Below are 14,187 nucleotides of genomic sequence, written 5' to 3'. Positions count from 1 at the left end.
CGCATCGGGAGGCACTGTGTCGGCAATCGATGAAACACCCATCGCGGTGGCGGCCCCGGCTGGCCCGGCACCGGCTGACCCGGCACCGACCAGCACCTGGACCAGGCAGCGCCGGCTGACCCTGCTCCGCTGGACCGCGGTGACGATCTGGGCCGTGGTGGTCGGGTACCGCACCGTGACCGACGGTTTCGCGTTCAACCGGGAACTGCTGCTGCTCTACATCTGCATCGGGTTGGCGGCCGCCAGCATCGGGCGCGGCCGGCGGATGCTGTACGTGATCCGGGACTGGCTGCCGTTCGCCCTGGTGCTGATCGCCTACGACCTGAGCCGGGGCGCGGCCGACCTGATCGGCCGGCCCACGCTGTGGCACTGGCAGGTCGACGCCGACCGCTGGCTGTTCTTCGGCACGGTGCCTACGGTGTGGCTGCAGGAACAGCTCAAGCTGCCGCATCCGCCGTGGTGGGAAGTGCTGCTCAGCACCGTCTACATGTCGTTCTTCATCCTGCCGTACGTGATCGCCGGGGTGCTGTGGCTGCGCGACCGCGAGGAGTGGAAGCGGTTCGTCAAGCTGTTCGTGGTGCTGTCGTTCGCGGCTCTGGCGATCTATGCGCTGCTGCCGGCCGCGCCGCCGTGGGCCGCTGCCCGCTGCGGCGCCGACGACGTCGCCGGCGGACCCTCGGGCCCGCGCTGCATGTTCCGATCGGCCCGTGAAGCCGCCGATGGCGGCCTGCTCGGCGCCATGCAGTCCAGCCAGGTCGGTGCGCACGACTGGATCGAGCGGATCACCACCCGCGGCTGGAACAAGCTGAACCTGCACACCGCGACCGCGCTGATCGATCAGGGGCAGGCCAGCGTCAACCTGGTCGCCGCCATCCCGTCGCTGCACGCCGGCATGTCGGCGGCCATCGCGGCGTTCCTGTGGACCCGGGTCAACCGCGGCTGGCGTCCGGTGCTGGTGGCCTACCCGCTGCTGATGGCCTTCACGCTGGTCTACACCGCCGAGCATTTCGTCGTCGACATCCTGCTGGGCTGGCTGTTCGCCGCGGTGGTGATGTACCTGCTGCACCGGATCGAGATCCGGCGCGCCGCCCGGGCCGGCTAGGTGACCCGGCCGCCGTTGACGCCGATGATCTGCCCGGTGACATAGCCGGCGTCATCCGAGCACAGGTAGCTGCAGGCCCCGGCGATGTCGTCGGGCTCCCCGATCCGGCGCACCGGCAGCCGTGCGGCCAGCGCCTCGATGTCGCCGAGCATGCCCTTCTCGGCCGAGGAGGCCATCATCGGCGTCATGATCGAGCCCGGCGGGATGGTGTTCACGGTGATACCGCTGGGTCCGAGTTCCAGGGCCAGACACTTGGTGAACGCGATCATCCCGCCCTTCGAGGACGCGTAGTGCGCCATGTATTCGGTGCCGGTCTGCGCGCTCGACGACGAGATGTTGACGATCCGGCCCCAGCCGACCTCGGTCATGTCCGGCACCACGTTCTGGGTGCAGTAGAACGCACTGTTCAGGTTGACCCGGATGATCCGGTCCCACTGCTCGTCGGTGATGTCCAGGAACCGCTTGAAGCCGGTGATGCCGGCGTTGTTCACCAGCACCAGGATCGGGCCGAGTTGCTCGCGCACCTGCGCAAAGGCCTCGTTGACCGCGGCGCGGATCGAGACGTCCACCCCGCCCAGTGCGATCGCGCGGTGGCCGGCCGCGGTGATCTCGTCGGCCACCCGGGTGGCGGCTTCACCGTCGAGGTCGACGATGGCGACCGCGAAACCGTCGCGGGCCAGTCGTTTCGCGATCGCCTCGCCCATGCCCTTACCGCCGCCGGTGACGACGGCGGCGCGGGCCGCGCCGGTGTTCTGGTTGTCGGTCATGCTGTTACTCCGTTTCGGAATCGGTTTCTCTACAGGTTTCTTGGTTCGGTTGGTCTCGGAGGTCAATGGCCGGACAGCGCGGCCACGATCGGGGCGAACTCGTCGATCTGCGGCTGCTGGACGGTCACATAGTTGACGCCGAACTGCTCGCGGCGGTGCTGCAACGTATCGATGATCGACGGCGCCGGACCGACCAGCACGTTGGGGTGGTCGGTGAGCACCGCCACCTCGATGCCGGTCTGCGCGCTGATGGTCTGCAGCGCGGTCTGCGGATCGTCGGTGACCGCCGTGAAGTACGGCGAGCTTTCCAGGTCCAGGCCGGCCAGCCGCTGGCCGGCGGCGGCAGCGACGTAGCCGAAACGCCGCGCGGCCTCCTGCGTCGGGGTCAGCCCGTCGGCGTTGAGTGCGGTGAACGGGACGTTCGAGACGCTCACGATGTCGGCTTCGCGGGCAGCCAGCGACAGCACCCGCGGACCGGCGCCGCCGATCATGATCGGCGGGTGCGGCTGCTGCACCGGTCGGGGCCGACCGGCGTACCCGGTGGCCTGGACGAACTCGCCCCGGTAGCCGAGTTCGGTGCCGGCACAATGCTGTTTGAACAGGGCCACCATTTCGGTGAGCTTGCCCACCCGCTGGCGGGCCGGTCCGAAGCTCAGCCCGAGCGCCTGGTACTCGCCGGCACTCCAGCCCGCTCCGATGCCGAACTCCAGCCTGCCGTCGGACAGCAGATCCAAGGTGGCGGCCTCCTTGGCCAACACCGCGGGCACGTGATAGTCCACGCAGAACACCCGGGCACCTACCCGTAGCGTCTCGGTGCCGGCCGCGGCCGTCGCCAGCGCCGCGATCGGCGCCAGGTCTTGGCGCGGGGTGTGCGAGGCGCGCTGCGCCGGGCCCGGACCCAGGTAGTGGTCGGCCACGAACAACGTCGAATAGCCGAGTTGTTCGACCTGCCGCGCCAGCGCCCGCCACTGCCGGCCCGAGGTCGCATTGCTCGCCTGCACGGCGAAGCGGAACGGGCGGTGCGGCATGCGGCTAGCGTAGCTAACTACCGGGCGAAAAGAAACATCGGTGTTTACTTTCGCCGGGGCGGCGCTCAGCGCGCTGCCGCACCCTGCAGGAACAGTCGCACCGCGTCGCGCAGATGACGTTCCTGCTGGGCGGCCGAGCGGTAGATGCCGAAGTCGGCCAGCCGGGCCGGCACCGATTCGACCAGCGCCACGAAGTGCTCGGCGGTCAACTCCAGGTCGTCGATCGCGAGAGTGCCCCGGGCCACGTGTCGACCCAGCAGCTCGGTCAGGGCGCGCAGTCGCGCGGCCCACATCAGCGAATCGGCGGCCACCGCGAACTCCGGGAACTGCTCGGCCTCGGTCATCGCAATCCGCTTGAGTTGCACATTGCGCGGGTCGGTGACGCGCTGGATTGCCCCTCGTCCGAACGCGATCAGATCGGCCTCGACGTCGTCGGTGTCCTCGATGTCGAACGAGCCGTCGTCGGCCAGGCCGGACAGCGCCCACGGGATGACGTCGACGAACACCGCGTGCTTGTCGGGGTAGCGCGCATACAGCGTCTTGCGGGTGATGCCGGCGGCCCGCGCGATGGCATCCATGCTGGTCGCGGCGTAGCCGGAGGTCAGGAACACCTCAACGGCGGCTTGGCGCACGCGCAGGTTGAGCTGCTGTGCCTCGGCCTGGGTGGGCCGGCCGCGCCGCGTGGTCACCACGCGTGCAGTGTAGGGAAGTGCGACGTCGCCAGAGTCCGCTCTGCCGCCTCCCACGCGCTCTGCGGGCCCGCAGAGCGGCTCAGGGATGGCAGAGCGAGAGTCGAAGGGCGATATTACAACTGGCGTTCAAATGTAGAAAAACTGTAATATCGAGTCATGTCCATCACGCACGCCGTCACCAATCAGGTGCCCCCGCTGGAGAACTACAACCCGGCCACGTCCCCGGTGCTCACCGAGGCGTTGATCCGCGAAGGCGGCCAGTGGGGCCTGGACGAAGTGCATGAACTCGGTGCGCTGTCCGGCAGCCCACAGGCCCAACGCTGGGGTGAGCTGGCCGACCGCAACCGCCCGGTGCTGCGCACCCACGACCGCTACGGTCACCGGGTCGACGAGGTCGAATACGACCCGGCCTACCACGAACTGATGAACGTCGCCGTCACGCACGGGCTGCATGCCGCGCCCTGGGCCGACGACCGGCCCGGGGCGCACGTGGTGCGCGCCGCCAAGACCTCGGTGTGGACCGTCGAGCCGGGACACATCTGCCCGATCTCGATGACCTACGCCGTGGTGCCCGCACTGCGGTTCAACCCGGAGCTGGCCGCGATCTATGAACCGCTGCTCACCAGTCGGGTCTACGACCCCGAACTCAAACTGGCCACCGGCAAGGCCGGCATCACCGCGGGCATGTCGATGACCGAGAAGCAGGGCGGCTCCGACGTCCGCGCCAACACCACCGAGGCCACCCCCAACGGTGACGGCAGCTACCGGCTGACCGGGCACAAATGGTTCACCTCGGCGCCGATGTGCGACTTCTTCCTGGTGCTCGCGCAGGCCCCGAACGGATTGAGCTGTTTCTTCCTGCCGCGCATCCTGCCCGACGGCACCCGCAACCGGATGCTGCTGCAACGACTCAAGGACAAGCTGGGCAACCACGCCAACGCCTCCAGTGAAGTCGAATACGACGGCGCCACCGCGTGGCTGGTCGGCGAGGAAGGCCGTGGCGTCCCGACCATCATCGAGATGGTCAACCTGACTCGGCTGGACTGCACCCTGGGTAGCGCCACCAGCATGCGCAACGGTTTGAGTCGGGCGGTGCACCACGCCCAGCACCGCAAGGCGTTCGGCGCCTACCTGATCGATGCGCCGTTGATGCGCAACGTGCTGGCCGACCTGGCGGTGGAGGCCGAGGCCGCGACCATGCTGGCGATGCGGATGGCCGGCGCCACCGACCGCGCGGTCGGCGGCGACGAACGCGAGGCGCTGTTGCGCCGGATCGGGCTGGCGGCCGGCAAGTACTGGGTCTGCAAGCGGGCCACCCCGCACGCCGCCGAGGCGATGGAGTGCCTGGGCGGCAACGGCTACGTCGAGGAGTCCGGCATGCCCCGACTGTTCCGGGAGGCCCCGCTGATGGGCATCTGGGAGGGCTCGGGCAACGTCAGCGCGCTGGACACCCTGCGCGCCATGGCAACTCGGCCGGAATCCGTCGAGGTGCTGTTCGACGAACTCGCCGCGACCGCCGGACAGGATCCCCGGCTGGACCGGCACGTCGAGACTTTGCGCGCCGACCTCGCCGACCGGGCGACCATCGACTACCGCGGCCGCAAGGTGGCCGAGGACATCGCGTTGGCGTTGCAGGGCGCGCTGCTGGTCCGGCACGGCCATCCGGCGGTGGCCGAGGCCTTCCTGGCCAGCCGGTTGGGCGGAGCGCGCGGCCACGCGTTCGGCACGCTGCCGACCGGACTGGATCTGGCGCCGATCCTCGAGCGGGCGCTGGTCAAGGGATGACCCGGATGACCGCCCGGTCGGTGGTGCTCAGCGTGCTGCTCGGAGCGCACCCCGCCTCGGCCAGCGCGGCCGAATTGATCCGGCTGACTGCCGATTTCGACATCCGCGAACCCACCTTGCGGGTTGCGCTGACCCGCATGGTCAGTGCCGGCGACCTGGTGCGGGCCGAGGACGGCTACCGGCTCTCGGATCGCCTGCTGGCCCGGCAGCGCCGCCAGGACGACGCCATCGACCCGCGCTTGCTGCCCTACCGCGGCGACTGGTCGACGCTGGTGATCACCAGCGTCGGGACCGACGCCAGGACCCGCGCCGCACTGCGTAATACGTTGCTGCAGTGCCGCTTCGGTGAGCTGCGCGAAGGTGTGTGGATGCGGCCGGACAACCTGGATCAGATGCTGCCGCAGGAGGTCACCGAACGGACCCGGTTGCTGCGCACCCGGGACCAGAACCCGGCCGAACTGGCGGCCACCCTGTGGGATCTGCCCGGCTGGGCCCGCGCCGGCGCGCAACTGCTGCACCAGCTGGCCGCGGCCACCGACGTGCCGACCCGGTTCGTCACGGCTGCCGCCATCATGCGGCATCTGCTGACCGATCCGGTGCTGCCCGCCGAGCTGCTGCCGGAACCCTGGCCCGGCGCCGAATTACGTTCGGCCTACCGGGCTTTCGTCGACGAACTGGCGGCTCGGCGTGATCTGGTGGAGGCGCCGTGACCGAACCCGTGCGAGTCGAACGCAACGGCCCGGTGAGCACCGTGATCCTGGACCGGCCGGATGCGCGCAACGCGGTGGACCGGCCGACCGCGGCCGCACTGCACACCGCCTTCACCGAGTTCGACGCCGACCCGCAGGCCGCCGTGGCCGTGCTCTGGGGTGCCGGCGGAACCTTCTGCGCCGGAGCCGATCTCAAGGCGTTCGGCACCGAGCGGATGAACCGGGTCGAGCCCAGCGGCCCGGGCCCCATGGGCCCCACCCGGATGACACTGTCCAAGCCGGTGCTGGCCGCGGTCAGCGGCCACGCGGTGGCCGGCGGACTGGAGTTGGCGCTGTGGTGCGATCTGCGCATCGCCGAGGAGGACGCCGTGTTCGGGGTGTTCTGTCGACGCTGGGGTGTGCCGCTGATCGACGGCGGGACCGTGCGGTTGCCCCGGCTGATCGGTCACAGCCGGGCGATGGACCTGATCCTGACCGGACGTCCGGTGGCTGCCCAGGAGGCACTGGCGATCGGGCTGGCCAACCGGGTGGTGCCGCGCGGGCAGGCTCGCCAGGCAGCCGAGGCGTTGGCCGCCGAACTGGCGGCGCTGCCGCAGGGCTGTCTGCGCGCCGACCGGGCCTCGGCGGTGCGGCAGTGGGGGATGACCGAGGCCGACGCGATGGACTTCGAGTTCGGCAGCCTGGCCCAGGCCGGGGCCGAATCGCTGGCCGGCGCCCGACGCTTCGCCGACGGCGCCGGCCGGCACGGCCAACCCGGCTGACCCGGCCGGCTGGCTACTCGGTGCGGATGTCGTTGCCGCTGCCGAGGTTGGACACCTTGGGCGAGCCGTTGCGGTACACCACGGTGTTGTTCAGGCCCACCACGGTCAACTCCTGATCCACCTGATCGACGTCGATCCGGTTGTCCGAACCGGTCACGCTGACCGTTCCGCACCGACCGGACACGGTCAAGGTGTTGTTGGAGCCGCCGATGTTCAGCGCCCGCCCGTCACCGCAGTCGATCTCGGTGCTGGTGCCGAACGAGCCGTAGTTGATCGTGTTGCCGACCTCGACCCGGGCTCCGGCGCTGTCCGCGGTGGCCGTCGTCGGCCCGGAATCCTGCGAACCGCAACCGGCCGACAGCACCGTCGCCGCGAACAGGGCCACCCCCAGCCGCGTCATCATCCGGACGCTCATGCCGCGACGCGATCCAGTCGGTTGGTCATACCCAGTTCGCGGCCGCGGTCGATCAAGGCCGGCTCACCGAACTTGAACAGCGCGGTCTGATTGAAGCCGTACACCGTGATGTCGTTGACCACGCGGTCGGCCACCACGGTGTTGTTGGCGCCTTGCATCGTGACGGCCCAGCAACTGCCCAGTGCGGTGATCACGTTGTCGGAGCCGTTGACGAACAGCGTGGCGTCCTTGCAGTCGACGGTCTGCACCACACCCACTCCGGTGATGTGGGTGTCGCTGTTCTTGGCGGACGCCACCGGCGCACCCACCGCACCGGCGACCACGAGTGCGCAGGCGGTCAACGCGGTCGTCGAGGCCCAGCTGACCCTGTTCATCACGGTGCCCTTCCGTTGCGATGCTGCGTGGTGTGGACCGAGCCTACGTTGCCGGTCCGGCGTGCGGACCCGTCTGGCCGCGATCTTCGTCTGCTGGCCGGTGAAACCGCTGCTGGGTAGCGTGTGGATCGGTGAACAGCATCCGGACCGGGCGGGCAGCGCTGGCCGTCGCAGCAATCGCGGCCGGCGTGCTGTCGGCGTCCTGCGCCCGCACCGTCGACGGCAGCGCCGAACGGGCCGTCCCGGCTGCTGCCGAACACGGCTTCGGCTACGCCGACGACCGCTGCGCCATGCTCGAGGACTCCACCGTGCAGGACCTGCTGGACGCCCAGGCCGTCGTGCGGCCCTACTCCGGCGCGGTGTGCCACTACGTCCTGCAGCGCGCCGGCGGCACCGTCGATGCCATCTTCTCCTGGTTCGAACACGGCAGCCTGGACCGCGAGCGCGCGGTCGCGGCCGAGCGCGGCGCGCAACTCTCCGACGAGATGATCGAACGCCACCCGACGCTGCTGGCGCGCAGCTCAGGCGGTGGTGCGGCGTGTTCGGCCACCACGGCGGCCGGCGTCGAGCATCCGACCGGGCCCGGCGTGTTGAGTTGGTGGGTTCAGTTCCGCGGCCAGGATGCGGTCGACCCGTGCGCGGCGGCCACCCGGCTGTTGGCGGCGACGTTGTCCTCGGCGATGTGACGCTCATGCTGTGCGGCAGACGAGTCCCGATCACGTCGGCACTGACCGGCGCGGTGCTGGCGGCGGTGCTGCTGACCGGCGGCTGCCGCGCTGAGCCGGCACCGTCCTGGCCGGCGCCGGCCGGCCCGACCGGCTCTGGCTTCCGCAGCGGCCCGTGCAATCAGGTCACCGACGCCGACCTGCGTGCCGCGGTCCCCGGCGCTCTGACGTTCACCAAGGTGGTCGACGGTGTGGCCGGCTGCTTCTGGCAGGAGGACACCATGCTGGGCTCGGTCGGGGCCGGCATGGGTATCTCGACTTGGTGGTATCGCGGCAGCGACCTGGACACCGAACGCCGGCTCGAAACGCAGGCCGGCCGCACCGTCGTCGAGCGGGACCTGGCCGGACACCGCGGCTTCAAGGCCTTCGACGACAACGCCTGCAGCATCTACGTCGGCAAGGACGATGACGTGATCGCCTGGTCGGTGCAAACCCTCAACCCGGCGCAGCTGCCCGATCTGTGCGGCATCGTGGACCAGCTGGCACAGCTGACCCAGGACCGGGTGAACTAGAGTTCATTCGCTGGCTACCGCAAGATTCATTTCTGCCCAGTTGCGCTGCGCCCGGCGCGCGAACTGGCACCAAACCGATGGGACGCGCATGGCTGATCAGCCCGACCGGGCACCGGCCGGCGGTCGCGCGCGGCCCGGCGCCCGGGTCACCAAACTGAGCCGCGACGTCATCGTCAACGCGGCCCTGACCTTCCTGGATCGCGAAGGCTGGGATGCGCTGACCATCAACGCGCTGGCCAACCATCTGGGCACCAAGGGACCGTCGCTCTACAACCACGTCGACAGCCTCGACGATCTGCGCCGCTCGGTGCGGATGCGGGTGATCGGCGACATCATCGAGATGCTCAACACCGTCGGCCAGGGCCGCGCCGGCGAAGACGCGGTGATGGTGATGGCCGGGGCCTACCGCAGTTACGCGCACCACCACCCGGGCCGGTACTCGGCGTTCACCCGGATGCCGTTCGGCGACGACGACCCGGAGTATTCGGCGGCCACCAAGGAGGCCGCCGCACCGGTCATCGCGGTGCTGGCCTCCTACGGACTGGGCGACCTCGAGGCGTTCTACGCCGCGCTGGAGTTCTGGTCGGCCATGCACGGTTTCGTGCTGCTGGAGATGACCGGGGTGATGGACGACGTCGACACCGACGCGGTTTTCGCCGACATGGTGCTGCGGTTGACCTCCGGATTGGAGCGTCGGCGGTAGTCTTGGCGCCGAACGCTGCGCGGTGAATCCGCGGGTCAAGCGAAACTGCTGGTGAGCAGGTTTTGTCGGGCTGCCCGGCCCTGGTATCGTGGACTGCCGTGCCTGGCCCACAAGGCGCACGCGGCTGCAACGAACAAGGCATGCGCGCACGCCGGGCCACTTCGCATGTGCACCAACCAGATCGGTCCCTCGGGTCGAGCCGGGCCCGTGCGACACGCCCGGATGCGGGGTACGCAAACGGGACATAACTGCAGTACATGGACTTAGAACGACAAACTTCAAGCACCAAAGAAGCAACACAGAAAGCCGGTAGATGCCAACCATCCAGCAGCTGGTCCGCAAAGGGCGCCGCGACAAGCCAGGCAAGGTGAAGGTTGCTGCCCTCAAGGGCAGCCCGCAGCGGCGAGGCGTGTGCACCCGCGTGTACACCACCACCCCGAAGAAGCCGAACTCGGCGCTTCGCAAGGTCGCGCGCGTCAAGCTGACCAGCCAGGTCGAGGTCACCGCCTACATCCCCGGTGAGGGCCACAACCTGCAGGAGCACTCCATGGTGCTGGTGCGCGGCGGTCGTGTGAAGGACCTGCCGGGTGTGCGCTACAAGATCATCCGCGGCTCGCTGGACACCCAGGGTGTCAAGAACCGCAAGCAGGCACGCAGCCGCTACGGCGCCAAGAAGGAGAAGAGCTAATGCCGCGCAAGGGCCCCGCGCCGAAGCGTCCGCTGGTCAACGACCCGGTCTACGGTTCGCAGCTGGTCACCCAGCTGGTCAACAAGGTCTTGCTGGACGGCAAGAAGTCGCTGGCAGAGCGGATCGTCTACGGCGCCCTCGAGCAGGCTCGGGAGAAGACCGGCACCGATCCGGTGGTGACCCTCAAGCGCGCCCTGGACAACGTCAAGCCCTCGCTCGAGGTGCGCAGCCGCCGCGTCGGTGGCGCCACCTACCAGGTGCCCGTCGAGGTGCGCCCGGACCGCTCCACCACGCTGGCGCTGCGCTGGCTGGTCAGCTTCTCCAAGGCTCGCCGGGAGAAGACCATGATCGAGCGGCTGGCCAACGAGATCCTGGACGCCAGCAATGGGCTGGGTGCGGCCGTCAAGCGCCGGGAAGACACCCACAAGATGGCCGAGGCCAACCGGGCGTTCGCGCACTACCGCTGGTGAGTCCTCGCCGGCGTGACCGCCGGCGAAACCCGACGATGGCGCCGAGCACACGTGACCACTGAATTACTTAGCAAGAGATTGGGAATCTAGCCGTGGCACAAGACGTGCTGACCGACCTGAGCAAGGTCCGCAACATCGGCATCATGGCGCACATCGATGCCGGCAAGACCACCACCACCGAGCGCATCCTGTACTACACCGGGGTCAACTACAAGATCGGTGAAACCCACGACGGTGCCTCGACCACCGACTGGATGGAGCAGGAGCAGGAGCGGGGTATCACCATCACCTCGGCCGCGGTGACCTGCTTCTGGAAGAACAGCCAGATCAACATCATCGACACCCCCGGCCACGTCGACTTCACCGTCGAGGTGGAGCGTTCGCTGCGCGTGCTGGACGGCGCGGTCGCGGTGTTCGACGGCAAAGAGGGCGTGGAGCCGCAGTCCGAGCAGGTGTGGCGCCAGGCCGACAAGTACGACGTGCCGCGCATCTGCTTCGTCAACAAGATGGACAAGCTGGGCGCGGACTTCTACTTCACCGTGCAGACCATCAAGGACCGCCTGGGCGCCAAGCCGCTGGTGATCCAGCTGCCGATCGGTGCGGAGAACGACTTCGAGGGCATCGTCGACCTGGTCGAGATGAACGCCAAGGTGTGGCGCGGCGAGACCAAGCTCGGCGAGAGCTACGAGACCGTCGAGATCCCGGCCGAGTTGGCCGACAAGGCTGCCGAGTACCGCAACGCGCTGCTCGAGACGGTCGCCGAGTCCGACGAGGAGCTGCTGGAGAAGTACCTCGGCGGCGAAGAGCTGACCATCGAGGAGATCCAGGCCGGCATTCGCAAGCTGACCGTGAGCAGCGAGCTGTACCCGGTGCTGTGCGGCAGCGCGTTCAAGAACAAGGGTGTGCAGCCCATGCTGGACGCCGTGGTCGCCTACCTGCCGTCGCCGCTGGACGTGGAGTCGGTGCAGGGCCACGTGCCCGGCAAGGAAGACGAGATCATCAGCCGCAAGCCGTCGGTCGATGAGCCGTTCGCCGCACTGGCGTTCAAGATCGCGGTGCATCCGTTCTTCGGCAAGTTGACCTACGTCCGGGTGTACTCCGGCAAGGTCGACTCCGGTGCCCAGGTGGTCAACTCCACCAAGGGCAAGAAGGAGCGCCTCGGCAAGCTGTTCCAGATGCACGCCAACAAGGAGAACCCGGTCGAATCGGCCTCGGCCGGTCACATCTACGCCGTGATCGGTCTGAAGGACACCACCACCGGTGACACCCTGTGCGACGCGCAGAACCAGATCGTGCTGGAGTCGATGACCTTCCCGGATCCGGTGATCGAGGTGGCCATCGAGCCCAAGACCAAGAGCGACCAGGAGAAGCTGGGTCTGGCGATCCAGAAACTGGCCGAAGAGGACCCGACCTTCAAGGTGCACCTGGATCAGGAGACCGGCCAGACCGTCATCGGCGGTATGGGCGAGCTGCACCTGGACATCCTGGTGGACCGGATGCGCCGCGAGTTCAAGGTCGAGGCCAACGTCGGTAAGCCGCAGGTGGCCTACCGCGAGACGATCAAGCGCACCGTGCAGAACGTGGAGTTCACGCACAAGAAGCAGACCGGTGGTTCGGGCCAGTTCGCGAAGGTCATCATCAACCTCGAGCCGTTCGTCGGCGAGGACGGTGCGACCTACGAATTCGAGAACAAGGTCACCGGCGGCCGGATCCCGCGCGAGTACATCCCGTCGGTGGATGCCGGTGCCCAGGACGCCATGCAGTACGGCGTGCTGGCCGGTTACCCGCTGGTGAATGTGAAGGTCACGCTGCTCGACGGCGCCTACCACGACGTCGACTCGTCGGAAATGGCCTTCAAGATTGCCGGGTCCCAGGTGATGAAGAAGGCAGCCGGTGCTGCCCAGCCTGTCATCCTGGAGCCCATCATGGCCGTCGAGGTCACCACGCCCGAGGACTACATGGGCGACGTGATCGGCGACCTGAACTCCCGCCGTGGTCAGATCCAGGCCATGGAGGAGCGCAGCGGTGCGCGCGTCGTCAAGGCCGCGGTACCGCTGTCGGAGATGTTCGGCTACGTCGGCGACCTTCGGTCGAAGACCCAGGGCCGGGCAAACTACTCCATGGTGTTCGATTCCTATGCTGAAGTTCCGGCACAGGTGTCGAAGGAGATCATCGCTAAGGCGACCGGGGAGTAATTCCCAGTTGTCTTGCGGGACCACACAACTGAAGAAATCATCATTGCTTTAACCAAAGCACCAACAAGTCCAGGAGGACACAGAAGTGGCGAAGGCGAAGTTCGAGCGGACGAAGCCGCACGTCAACATCGGGACCATCGGTCACGTTGACCACGGCAAGACCACTACGACTGCAGCGATCACCAAGGTTCTGCACGATAAGTTCCCCGATTTGAACGAGTCGCGCGCATTCGACCAGATCGACAATGCGCCCGAGGAACGTCAGCGCGGTATCACGATCAACATCTCCCACGTGGAGTACCAGACCGACAAGCGGCACTACGCCCACGTGGATGCCCCCGGTCACGCTGACTACATCAAGAACATGATCACCGGTGCCGCCCAGATGGACGGTGCGATCCTGGTCGTGGCCGCCACCGACGGTCCGATGCCGCAGACCCGCGAGCACGTGCTGCTGGCGCGTCAGGTGGGTGTGCCCTACATCCTGGTGGCCCTGAACAAGGCCGACATGGTCGACGACGAGGAGCTGCTCGAGCTCGTCGAGATGGAGGTCCGGGAGCTGCTGGCTTCGCAGGACTTCGACGAGGACGCCCCGGTCATCCCGATCTCGGCGCTCAAGGCGCTCGAGGGTGACCCGAAGTGGGTCAAGTCGGTCGAGGACCTGATGCAGGCCGTCGACGACTCGATCCCGGATCCGGTTCGTGAGACCGACAAGCCGTTCCTGATGCCCGTCGAGGACGTCTTCACCATCACCGGCCGCGGCACCGTGGTGACCGGTCGTGTGGAGCGCGGCGTCGTCAACGTGAACGAGGAAGTCGAGATCGTCGGCATCCGCCCGGAGACCACCAAGACCACGGTCACCGGTGTCGAGATGTTCCGCAAGCTGCTCGACCAGGGCCAGGCCGGCGACAACGTCGGTCTGCTGCTGCGCGGCATCAAGCGTGAGGACGTCGAGCGCGGCCAGGTCGTCGTGAAGCCCGGCACCACCACCCCGCACACCGAGTTCGAGGGCAGCGTCTACATCCTGTCCAAGGACGAGGGTGGTCGGCACACGCCGTTCTTCAACAACTACCGTCCGCAGTTCTACTTCCGGACCACGGACGTGACCGGCGTGGTGACCCTGCCCGAGGGCACCGAGATGGTGATGCCCGGTGACAACACCGACATCTCCGTCACGCTGATCCAGCCCGTCGCCATGGACGAGGGCCTGCGCTTCGCGATCCGCGAGGGCGGCCGTACCGTCGGCGCCGGCCGGGTTAC

16 protein-coding genes are annotated in these 14,187 nt (G+C 68.0%); 11 read left to right on the top strand and 5 right to left on the bottom strand.

Features of this window, described 5'->3' with window-relative positions; genetic code table 11:
• Positions 1–16 precede the first annotated feature (16 nt).
• Entirely contained in the window at positions 17–1,102 is a 1,086-nt protein-coding gene (locus AC5Y3P_RS20765) for a phosphatase PAP2 family protein (RefSeq protein ID WP_500047828.1), read from the top strand.
• On the opposite strand, the gene AC5Y3P_RS20760 is transcribed toward AC5Y3P_RS20765, so the two are convergent.
• The 3 genes from AC5Y3P_RS20760 to AC5Y3P_RS20750 form a co-directional block, all read right to left on the bottom strand.
• On the bottom strand, positions 1,099–1,869 hold the full coding sequence (locus tag AC5Y3P_RS20760) for an SDR family NAD(P)-dependent oxidoreductase (RefSeq protein WP_500047827.1): 771 nt from the start codon (positions 1,867–1,869) through the stop codon (positions 1,099–1,101). The genes AC5Y3P_RS20765 and AC5Y3P_RS20760 overlap by 4 nt on opposite strands.
• Positions 1,870–1,931: 62 nt before the next feature.
• Positions 1,932–2,897: a TIGR03621 family F420-dependent LLM class oxidoreductase gene (locus AC5Y3P_RS20755; protein WP_500047826.1), complete on the bottom strand. Its 966-nt coding sequence runs from the start codon at positions 2,895–2,897 to the stop codon at positions 1,932–1,934.
• A gap of 65 nt (positions 2,898–2,962) precedes the next feature.
• Positions 2,963–3,589, bottom strand: coding sequence for a TetR/AcrR family transcriptional regulator (locus tag AC5Y3P_RS20750; protein WP_500047825.1), 627 nt, complete (start codon positions 3,587–3,589; stop codon positions 2,963–2,965).
• 156 nt (positions 3,590–3,745) lie between these two features.
• Here AC5Y3P_RS20750 and AC5Y3P_RS20745 point away from each other — a divergent pair, with 156 nt between their 5' ends.
• Genes AC5Y3P_RS20745 through AC5Y3P_RS20735 form a run of 3 tightly spaced genes read left to right on the top strand, consistent with a single transcriptional unit; the run spans position 3,746 to position 6,845 of the window.
• Positions 3,746–5,374, top strand: coding sequence for an acyl-CoA dehydrogenase family protein (locus AC5Y3P_RS20745; protein WP_500047824.1), 1,629 nt, complete (start codon positions 3,746–3,748; stop codon positions 5,372–5,374).
• A gap of 5 nt (positions 5,375–5,379) precedes the next feature.
• Positions 5,380–6,084, top strand: a complete 705-nt coding sequence (locus AC5Y3P_RS20740; protein WP_500047823.1) for a PaaX family transcriptional regulator C-terminal domain-containing protein — start codon at positions 5,380–5,382, stop codon at positions 6,082–6,084.
• Positions 6,081–6,845: a crotonase/enoyl-CoA hydratase family protein gene (locus tag AC5Y3P_RS20735; protein ID WP_500047822.1), complete on the top strand. Its 765-nt coding sequence runs from the start codon at positions 6,081–6,083 to the stop codon at positions 6,843–6,845. The genes AC5Y3P_RS20740 and AC5Y3P_RS20735 overlap by 4 nt, the downstream gene beginning before the upstream one ends.
• 13 nt (positions 6,846–6,858) lie before the next feature.
• Here AC5Y3P_RS20735 and AC5Y3P_RS20730 read toward each other — a convergent pair whose 3' ends face one another.
• The gene (locus tag AC5Y3P_RS20730; RefSeq protein WP_500047821.1) at positions 6,859–7,260 is read right to left on the bottom strand and encodes a DUF3060 domain-containing protein; all 402 of its coding nucleotides are present in this window, start codon (positions 7,258–7,260) and stop codon (positions 6,859–6,861) included.
• The gene (locus AC5Y3P_RS20725) at positions 7,257–7,634 is read right to left on the bottom strand and encodes a DUF3060 domain-containing protein (RefSeq protein ID WP_500047820.1); all 378 of its coding nucleotides are present in this window, start codon (positions 7,632–7,634) and stop codon (positions 7,257–7,259) included. The genes AC5Y3P_RS20730 and AC5Y3P_RS20725 overlap by 4 nt, the downstream gene beginning before the upstream one ends.
• 131 nt (positions 7,635–7,765) lie before the next feature.
• Between AC5Y3P_RS20725 and AC5Y3P_RS20720 the strand changes: the two genes are divergently transcribed.
• The 7 genes from AC5Y3P_RS20720 to tuf form a co-directional block, all read left to right on the top strand.
• Entirely contained in the window at positions 7,766–8,320 is a 555-nt protein-coding gene (locus AC5Y3P_RS20720) for a DUF3558 domain-containing protein (RefSeq protein ID WP_500047819.1), read from the top strand.
• A gap of 5 nt (positions 8,321–8,325) precedes the next feature.
• Positions 8,326–8,871, top strand: a complete 546-nt coding sequence (locus AC5Y3P_RS20715; RefSeq protein WP_500047845.1) for a DUF3558 domain-containing protein — start codon at positions 8,326–8,328, stop codon at positions 8,869–8,871.
• An 88-nt stretch (positions 8,872–8,959) separates the two neighbouring features.
• Positions 8,960–9,574, top strand: a complete 615-nt coding sequence (locus tag AC5Y3P_RS20710; protein WP_500047818.1) for a TetR/AcrR family transcriptional regulator — start codon at positions 8,960–8,962, stop codon at positions 9,572–9,574.
• 313 nt (positions 9,575–9,887) lie between these two features.
• A complete protein-coding gene (rpsL, locus tag AC5Y3P_RS20705; RefSeq protein ID WP_500047817.1) occupies positions 9,888–10,262 on the top strand; it encodes a 30S ribosomal protein S12 in 375 nt (124 codons plus the stop codon).
• Positions 10,262–10,732, top strand: coding sequence for a 30S ribosomal protein S7 (gene rpsG / locus AC5Y3P_RS20700; protein ID WP_500047816.1), 471 nt, complete (start codon positions 10,262–10,264; stop codon positions 10,730–10,732). The genes rpsL and rpsG overlap by 1 nt, the downstream gene beginning before the upstream one ends.
• A gap of 92 nt (positions 10,733–10,824) precedes the next feature.
• Positions 10,825–12,927, top strand: a complete 2,103-nt coding sequence (gene fusA / locus AC5Y3P_RS20695; RefSeq protein WP_500047815.1) for an elongation factor G — start codon at positions 10,825–10,827, stop codon at positions 12,925–12,927.
• Between the two features lie 85 nt (positions 12,928–13,012).
• Positions 13,013–14,187 (top strand): elongation factor Tu (tuf, locus tag AC5Y3P_RS20690; protein ID WP_500047814.1); only part of this gene is annotated, 1,175 nt, incomplete at its 3' end.

This window comes from Mycobacterium sp. NGS45 (genome assembly GCF_059812645.1).
Note: the sequence above shows the minus strand (reverse complement) of the source record. Positions and strands in the feature narration are given on the sequence as shown.

What these genes read in the sequence shown, in the direction of transcription:
- AC5Y3P_RS20760 (WP_500047827.1), bottom strand. Translation starts at nt 1,869, where the DNA reads ATGACCGACAACCAGAACACCGGCGCGGCCCGCGCCGCCGTCGTCACC.
- AC5Y3P_RS20755 (WP_500047826.1), bottom strand. Translation starts at nt 2,897, where the DNA reads ATGCCGCACCGCCCGTTCCGCTTCGCCGTGCAGGCGAGCAATGCGACC.
- AC5Y3P_RS20745 (WP_500047824.1), top strand. Translation starts at nt 3,746, where the DNA reads ATGTCCATCACGCACGCCGTCACCAATCAGGTGCCCCCGCTGGAGAAC.
- AC5Y3P_RS20740 (WP_500047823.1), top strand. Translation starts at nt 5,380, where the DNA reads ATGACCGCCCGGTCGGTGGTGCTCAGCGTGCTGCTCGGAGCGCACCCC.
- AC5Y3P_RS20730 (WP_500047821.1), bottom strand. Translation starts at nt 7,260, where the DNA reads ATGAGCGTCCGGATGATGACGCGGCTGGGGGTGGCCCTGTTCGCGGCG.
- AC5Y3P_RS20725 (WP_500047820.1), bottom strand. Translation starts at nt 7,634, where the DNA reads ATGAACAGGGTCAGCTGGGCCTCGACGACCGCGTTGACCGCCTGCGCA.
- AC5Y3P_RS20715 (WP_500047845.1), top strand. Translation starts at nt 8,326, where the DNA reads ATGCTGTGCGGCAGACGAGTCCCGATCACGTCGGCACTGACCGGCGCG.
- AC5Y3P_RS20710 (WP_500047818.1), top strand. Translation starts at nt 8,960, where the DNA reads ATGGCTGATCAGCCCGACCGGGCACCGGCCGGCGGTCGCGCGCGGCCC.
- rpsL (WP_500047817.1), top strand. Translation starts at nt 9,888, where the DNA reads ATGCCAACCATCCAGCAGCTGGTCCGCAAAGGGCGCCGCGACAAGCCA.
- rpsG (WP_500047816.1), top strand. Translation starts at nt 10,262, where the DNA reads ATGCCGCGCAAGGGCCCCGCGCCGAAGCGTCCGCTGGTCAACGACCCG.